Annotated in this window: 1 pseudogene; it reads right to left on the reverse strand. The window is 67.8% G+C overall.

Annotated features, from left to right (window positions below):
* Positions 1–1192 (reverse strand): annotated as a pseudogene (locus HCN51_RS57710) (DNA-directed RNA polymerase subunit beta); the annotation flags it as partial.

Consider the following 1192-nt stretch of genomic DNA (forward strand, 5'->3'; position numbering starts at 1 on the left):
CGGCATGAACGCCACCAGCAGGTTCTTGCCCAGCGCCATCTCACCGTTGTCGGTGCAGGGGCCGTCGGCGATGACCTGGTTGACCTCCACCCGGTCGCCCTCGGCCACGATCGGCTTCTGGTTGAAGCTGGTGCCCTGGTTGGAGCGCTTGAACTTGGCGACCCGGTAGGTGGTGCGGGTGCCGTCGTCGTTCATGACCGTGATGTAGTCGGCGGAGACCTCCTCCACCACACCGGCCTTCTCCGCGCTGATGACGTCACCCGTGTCGGTCGCGGCACGGTACTCCATGCCGGTGCCGACCAGCGGCGCCTCGCTCTTGAGCAGCGGCACCGACTGGCGCTGCATGTTCGCGCCCATCAGTGCCCGGTTGGCGTCGTCGTGCTCGAGGAAGGGGATCATCGCGGTGGCCACCGACACCATCTGGCGCGGCGACACGTCGATGTAGTCGACCTCGGCCGAGCGGACGTACTCGAACTCGCCGCCCTTGGTGCGGACCAGCACGCGCTGGTCGGCGAACACGCCGTCGGGTGTCAGCGGCGAGTTCGCCTGCGCGATGACGAACTGGTCCTCCTCGTCGGCCGTGAGGTAGTCGATCTGCTCGGTCACCCTGCCGTCGACGACCTTGCGGTAGGGGGTCTCGATGAAGCCGAAGGCGTTGAGACGGCCGTAACACGCGAGGTAGCCGATGAGGCCGATGTTCGGGCCTTCGGGGGTCTCGATCGGGCACATCCGTCCGTAGTGGGACGGGTGCACGTCACGCACCTCCATGCCGGCCCGCTCGCGGGACAGGCCGCCGGGGCCGAGGGCGTTGAGCCGCCGCTTGTTGGTCAGGCCGGCCAGCGGGTTGGTCTGGTCCATGAACTGCGAGAGCTGCGAGGTGCCGTAGAACTCCTTGATCGACGCCACGACCGGGCGGATGTTGATCAGGGTCTGTGGCGTGATCGCCTCGACGTCCTGGGTGGTCATGCGCTCGCGCACGACGCGCTCCATGCGGGACAGGCCCAGGCGGACCTGGTTCTGGATGAGCTCGCCGACGCTGCGCACCCGCCGGTTGCCGAAGTGGTCGATGTCGTCGACCTCCAGCGGCAGGCCCGTGGGCTCGTCGCCGGCGTGCAGCCGCACCAGGTACTCGATCATCGCGACGATGTCGTCCTCGGTCAGGACGGTGACGTTGATGTCGACGTCGAGGCCG

This window comes from Nonomuraea composti (genome assembly GCF_012034275.1).
GTDB lineage: Bacteria > Actinomycetota > Actinomycetes > Streptosporangiales > Streptosporangiaceae > Nonomuraea > Nonomuraea composti.